The sequence below is a fragment of the Nostoc sp. FACHB-888 genome, from assembly GCF_014696655.1.
Classification (GTDB): domain Bacteria; phylum Cyanobacteriota; class Cyanobacteriia; order Cyanobacteriales; family Nostocaceae; genus Nostoc.
In genome coordinates this window covers 1-5,510 of the sequence record NZ_JACJQM010000242.1, presented here as the reverse complement: position 1 = coordinate 5,510, position 5,510 = coordinate 1, and the positions used below count along the sequence as shown (strand labels likewise).

The window sequence follows — 5,510 nt, the reverse complement described above, 5'->3', positions numbered from 1 at the left end:
TTTTAAGGGGGGAACCGGAATCAGAGTCCCCCTTTTTAAGGGGGATTTAGGGGGATCTAAAACGTTTTGCTACCAAGATGAGGACTTTTCAAACATCCTCTGAGAATACATACAACAATAGGACTTACGCAAAATCTCTCTCAAGCTATCTTTTCTCCGTGTCGCGCCAGTTGCTATAAGTCGGGAAACCCGCCCAACGCACTGGCTTCTCTGCGCCTCTGCGGTTCCTTATTCCATAAGTCCTAAAAAAGTAAATAAGCGTAAATAGATTAAAGTTTGTAGTAAGGACTTTAGTCCTGATGAAATTTGCTATGAGCGATGAATCGCTCACTACGAACTACGATTATATTGTATGTTTAATTATGCCTATCTACTTAAGTTATAAATTACGATCCAATGTGAAGATTAAATGACTCTTAAACCGTGTAATAAGGTACTCTCACATCTTAGTTAAGTCTGATATCTTCTTGAGAACAGCTTTGTTGTTGCCAGGTAGATTGATGAGTCGAATTAATGGATTTGTAGGACGACGCAATTTCTTAAAATTTGCAAGTGTAGTAGGTATTGCGGCTACTGCTTTTGGTGATAGCTTTTGGAGTACAGAGCAAACTGCTGTTGCTGATATTCATCCAGATAACCCTAATCCAGTTAGTCCTAATGAAGCTATCAAACGCTTACTGGATGGTAATCAAAGATTTATCAATCAAAAACGCAAATACCCCGATCAATCATTAGAACGTCTACGATTAGTTGCTAAAGCTCAGTATCCGTTTGCTGCTATATTAGGTTGTGCAGATTCTAGAGTACCTGCGGAAATCGTCTTCGATCAAGGACTTGGAGATTTATTTGTCGTTAGAGTTGCTGGTAATGTCGTCAGTGACACGGTTATAGGCAGTCTGGAATATTCTACAACAGTATTGGGTTCGCAGTTGATTGTGGTTTTGGGTCATAAAAGATGCGGTGCAGTGGCAGAAGCAATCAAAAACGAACCACTTCCTGGCAGAATCGGTTTGATTGTTGAAGGCATCAAACCATCTCTAGAAAGGGTAAAGCTAAGAACTGGTGACAGTATGCAAGATGCGATTATTGCCAACATTCAATATCAGACTGAAAAATTGCAGGAAAACTCAACTATTTTAGCTAAGTTACTCCATAAAGGTAAACTAAAAATTGTTGGTGCTTGTTACGATATTGACACTGGTAAAATCAATATTATTACTTAAATATCTGATATGCTTTATTCCATAAATGTTAGTTTAATAATGTTGTAAAAATTATCAATTATCAAATATTTTTTAATAAACAATCAAGCGGACATGATATTCTAGAATATTTAAAAAATCCTTTTGTCAACATTTATGGGGGTGTACAGATGTACGCCTATATAGCTGATGCATTTGTTGCAAAGATTTTTGAAATGGCATTATGTCGCAATGTTTAGGTTAGAAAAATTCAGAAAAACCCAAAAGCAAAGCACAGTTAAACCTTGTAAAAAATAAACCCAGCAGAGGCCACATAACAAGGCCGCCTGCCAGGAAGGTATAGTATATTCTGGCCATGTTTGATTAGGTTAGCGCTTATTTATCAAAAATAATTGCGTATCCCTAAATAAGATACCTAAATACTTTGGAAAACACAGTTAAGAACAGTTACTAAATAGGTTAATTTCCAATTAAACCCAATAATTTACCAAATTAGGAGAGGAGCACACGGAAAACTATTTCCCAATGCACCATGTCCAATACTTCTCTATGAGAGGCTGCGCCCAAAGCGTACTCCTACAGAGAAGAAAGGGTAGCGTCTCTAAGAGTTGCTATGCCGTAGGCTTTACGGTAAAGCTCAGTACAAGTGCCCTATGCCCCATAATATAAGAAAGCGCTTCACACTTCTTAAATAATCAGCTTTATTAGAACAATGGCAAGAGACTTGCGGGGATTCATTAAAATTTTGGAAGAAAGAGGACAATTACGGCGGATTTCAGCTTTAGTTGACCCAAATTTAGAAATTGCCGAGATTTCTAACCGTATGCTGCAAAAAGGTGGCCCAGGATTGTTGTTTGAAAACGTCAAAGGCGCTTCCTTCCCGGTGGCGGTGAATTTGATGGGAACTGTGGAAAGGATTTGCTGGGCGATGAATATGCAGCATCCAGAGGAATTGGAAACTCTGGGGAAAAAATTGAGTATGCTGCAACAGCCAAAACCGCCGAAGAAAATTTCCCAGGCGATAGATTTTGGGAAAGTGCTGTTTGATGTGGTGAAAGCGAAACCAGGGCGGGACTTTTTCCCGGCTTGTCAGCAAGTTGTGCTTCAAGGTAATGATTTAGATTTAAATAAGTTGCCTTTAATACGTCCTTATATTGGTGATGCTGGCAAGATTATTACGCTGGGACTAGTAATAACTAAGGATTGTGAAACTGGTACACCAAATGTAGGTGTGTATCGGTTACAACTACAATCCAAAAATACGATGACGGTTCACTGGTTATCAGTGCGGGGTGGGGCAAGGCATTTGCGAAAAGCGGCTGAACGTGGGAAGAAATTAGAAGTTGCGATCGCACTTGGTGTAGATCCTTTAATTATCATGGCAGCTGCCACGCCCATACCTGTAGATTTATCAGAATGGCTGTTTGCTGGATTGTACGGCGGTTCTGGTGTGCAGTTGGCGAAGTGTAAAACCGTCGATTTGGAAGTTCCCGCAGATTCAGAATTCGTCTTAGAAGGGACAATTACACCAGGGGAAGTTTTACCAGATGGGCCATTTGGCGACCACATGGGTTATTACGGCGGCGTTGAGGATTCGCCGTTGGTACGTTTTGAGTGTATGACGCATCGGAAAAATCCGATTTACTTAACAACATTTAGCGGTCGTCCACCTAAAGAAGAAGCGATGATGGCGATCGCACTTAATCGCATCTATACCCCAATACTGCGGCAACAAGTATCAGAAATTGTCGATTTCTTCCTCCCGATGGAAGCATTAAGTTACAAAGCCGCAATTATTTCCATTGATAAAGCATATCCGGGACAAGCGCGAAGGGCGGCTTTAGCATTTTGGAGTGCTTTACCACAGTTTACATACACAAAATTTGTAATTGTTGTGGATAAAGACATAAATATTCGCGATCCGCGTCAAGTGGTGTGGGCGATTAGTTCTAAAGTTGACCCAGTGCGGGATGTCTTTATTTTGCCAAATACGCCTTTTGATACGTTAGATTTTGCCAGTGAAAAGATTGGCTTAGGTGGACGCATGGGAATTGATGCAACTACAAAGATTCCGCCGGAAACAGACCATGAATGGGGTTTGCCTTTGGAATCTGACCCAGATGTGGCGGCGATGGTAGAAAGGCGATGGGCGGAATATGGTTTGGCAGAGTTGCAATTAGGAGAAGTAGACCCGAATTTGTTTGGCTATGATATGAAGTAACGTGTTAGGTAGAAACTGGCAAAAATCTATGCTGGCTATCAGCTTACACTGAAGTATCCTAGTATTATCAATCATTAAAATATCTCCTTTACGCCACGAAGTTTCCGTGGTGATTTTTTCAGCAATTTTATTCAGTTCAGAGACAACCTCTTCAGAAATATCTGAATCATCCTCAAATTTAAGGATATTTGGGCTTAACTGCTTTGTAGACAATCGACTATTAATAAACTTTGAGTACACAATCATGTCGTTGTGTTTCATCCATCTGCGTAGGCGTATCCCATCGTAGACATCGCAGGACTAAATTTTGTAAAATTAGGAGTGTTATTACAGTACTAAAATCCCTTTTAGAGAACTGTGTTACAAAGTTAGCCCTAATTTTTTTGGGTAGATTATGAGATAGAAATAAAGCTCCAATTTTAGATACTGAAGTAAAAAACTTGAGCAAATTATGACAAGAAAAGTTAAAAATCCAGCATCAATTTTAGTGATAAGATTGGCATTCAGTTGTATTAGTGTCATACTCAATACTGGCATAGCTCATCGAATAGCTTTAGCGAAATCAATTGATCCACAAAAGTGCGATATTTTTGCTTACGTCACCGATACAGATCCGCAAGGTTTAAATGTGCGGAGTGGTGCAAGTACAAATAACACGATTCTAGGGCAAATCCCCATCAACGAAACAGTTCAGGTTATTGGTGCTGCTAGAAATTGGGTACAAATTACTAATGCTAGCGATGGTTTTCAAGGAACTGGATGGGTATCCGTGCCAAAGTTAGGGCTAACAACGCGGGGCTATGGAACTAATAGCGTGGATTTATATGCTAGTACCAATCAACAAAGCCTAAAAGTGCGAAGAATTCCTGCTAATACGGTTGTTAAGTTGTTAGGCTGTCAGGGAGATTGGGCGCAGGTGGAATATCAAGGTGTTAAAGGTTGGTTGACAAGGGAAGATCAATGTGGTGCAGCCCTTACTACTTGTTCTTAGAACCCCTTCTCCTTCAAAGAGAGGGGCTATGAAAATTAGGTTTAAAATTTGGTTTTGAGATATTTGTTATGACTTATCCATTTCCAGGAATGAACCCGTATTTAGAAGATCCTGAATTATGGCCAGGAGTACATGGGAGACTAATAGTAGCGATCGCAGACTACCTCTCTCCTCAATTACATCCGAAATATTTTGTCGCCATTGAAGAGCGAATTTATCAAACTACTAGCGATGATAAACTTTTGATTGGTATTCTTGATGTAATCGTACAAAATTCACAGACAACAACAAATCGTGAACTACCGAATATAGTTGTAGCTGCACCTGCCGTTCAACCTAAAATGGTGACAGTTCCTATGCCTGAGATAGTGAAGGAGAGATATTTAGAGGTGCGAAAGGTAGGAACAAAAGAAGTAGTAACAGTAATTGAAATTTTATCACCTAAAATTAAACGTAAAGGGGAAGGATGCAACGCATACGAAACTAAGCGGCAGCGAGTATTGGGAAGTTCAACACATTTGGTAGAAATTGATTTATTGCGTGCTGGGGAACCAATGTTAGTTTTTGGGGATGGTACGCAAAATGATTATCGGATTTTGGTTAGTCGGGCAGAACATCGTCCGCAATCTGATTTATATGCCTTTAACTTGCCAGATGTAATTCCCTCATTTGCCTTGCCTTTGCGAACTGGTGATAGTGAACCATTAGTGGATTTGCAGAGTTTATTAACTGGGATTTATGACCGTACAAGTTATGATTTGGTAATAGATTACAATCAAAAGCCAGTATCACGGTTGTTAGAACGGGATAGAGGTTGGGTGGATGTGCATTTATAAATCCAGGGTTATAACTTTAATATTTCGATCAGGTTAAAAACCTTATAAAAAATTGTATTTATATACTCTATAGAAAGTCACTACCGTTAACTAGGACACTAAAATTTAAAGGCTTTTCAGTACTTGTTATGCCAAACTAATAAATAAAATGCCAATTTAATAAGCATCTGACTCTAAAATTTTCAAAGCTTCTAAATCCATAACCAGAACGTTTAATCAGTTTAAGCTTGTTATTAATTCCCTCAACCATGCCACTATTT

The 5,510-nt window shown here is 39.3% G+C and carries 6 protein-coding genes; 4 read left to right on the top strand and 2 right to left on the bottom strand.

Going from position 1 to position 5,510, the window contains the following annotated elements; translation table 11 throughout:
• Positions 1–500 precede the first annotated feature (500 nt).
• Both H6G26_RS37900 and H6G26_RS37895 read left to right on the top strand, forming a co-directional pair.
• Positions 501–1,223, top strand: coding sequence for a carbonic anhydrase (locus H6G26_RS37900; protein WP_190736812.1), 723 nt, complete (start codon positions 501–503; stop codon positions 1,221–1,223).
• A gap of 691 nt (positions 1,224–1,914) precedes the next feature.
• Entirely contained in the window at positions 1,915–3,423 is a 1,509-nt protein-coding gene (locus H6G26_RS37895) for a UbiD family decarboxylase (protein ID WP_190736810.1), read from the top strand.
• Here H6G26_RS37895 and H6G26_RS43435 read toward each other — a convergent pair.
• Positions 3,379–3,669 carry a TauD/TfdA family dioxygenase gene (locus tag H6G26_RS43435; protein ID WP_242054257.1) on the bottom strand — a complete coding sequence of 97 codons (291 nt, stop codon included), beginning with the start codon at positions 3,667–3,669 and terminating at the stop codon, positions 3,379–3,381. The genes H6G26_RS37895 and H6G26_RS43435 overlap by 45 nt on opposite strands.
• A gap of 205 nt (positions 3,670–3,874) precedes the next feature.
• On the opposite strand from H6G26_RS43435, the gene H6G26_RS37885 reads away from it, so the two are divergent.
• Both H6G26_RS37885 and H6G26_RS37880 read left to right on the top strand, forming a co-directional pair.
• Positions 3,875–4,414 carry an SH3 domain-containing protein gene (locus H6G26_RS37885; RefSeq protein ID WP_190736808.1) on the top strand — a complete coding sequence of 180 codons (540 nt, stop codon included), beginning with the start codon at positions 3,875–3,877 and terminating at the stop codon, positions 4,412–4,414.
• 68 nt (positions 4,415–4,482) lie between these two features.
• Positions 4,483–5,250 (top strand): DUF4058 family protein, encoded by a 768-nt coding sequence (locus H6G26_RS37880; protein ID WP_190736807.1) that lies wholly within the window; start codon positions 4,483–4,485, stop codon positions 5,248–5,250.
• Between the two features lie 136 nt (positions 5,251–5,386).
• On the opposite strand, the gene H6G26_RS37875 is transcribed toward H6G26_RS37880, so the two are convergent.
• On the bottom strand, positions 5,387–5,510 hold a 124-nt coding region (locus tag H6G26_RS37875), incomplete at its 5' end, for a transposase (RefSeq protein ID WP_190736656.1).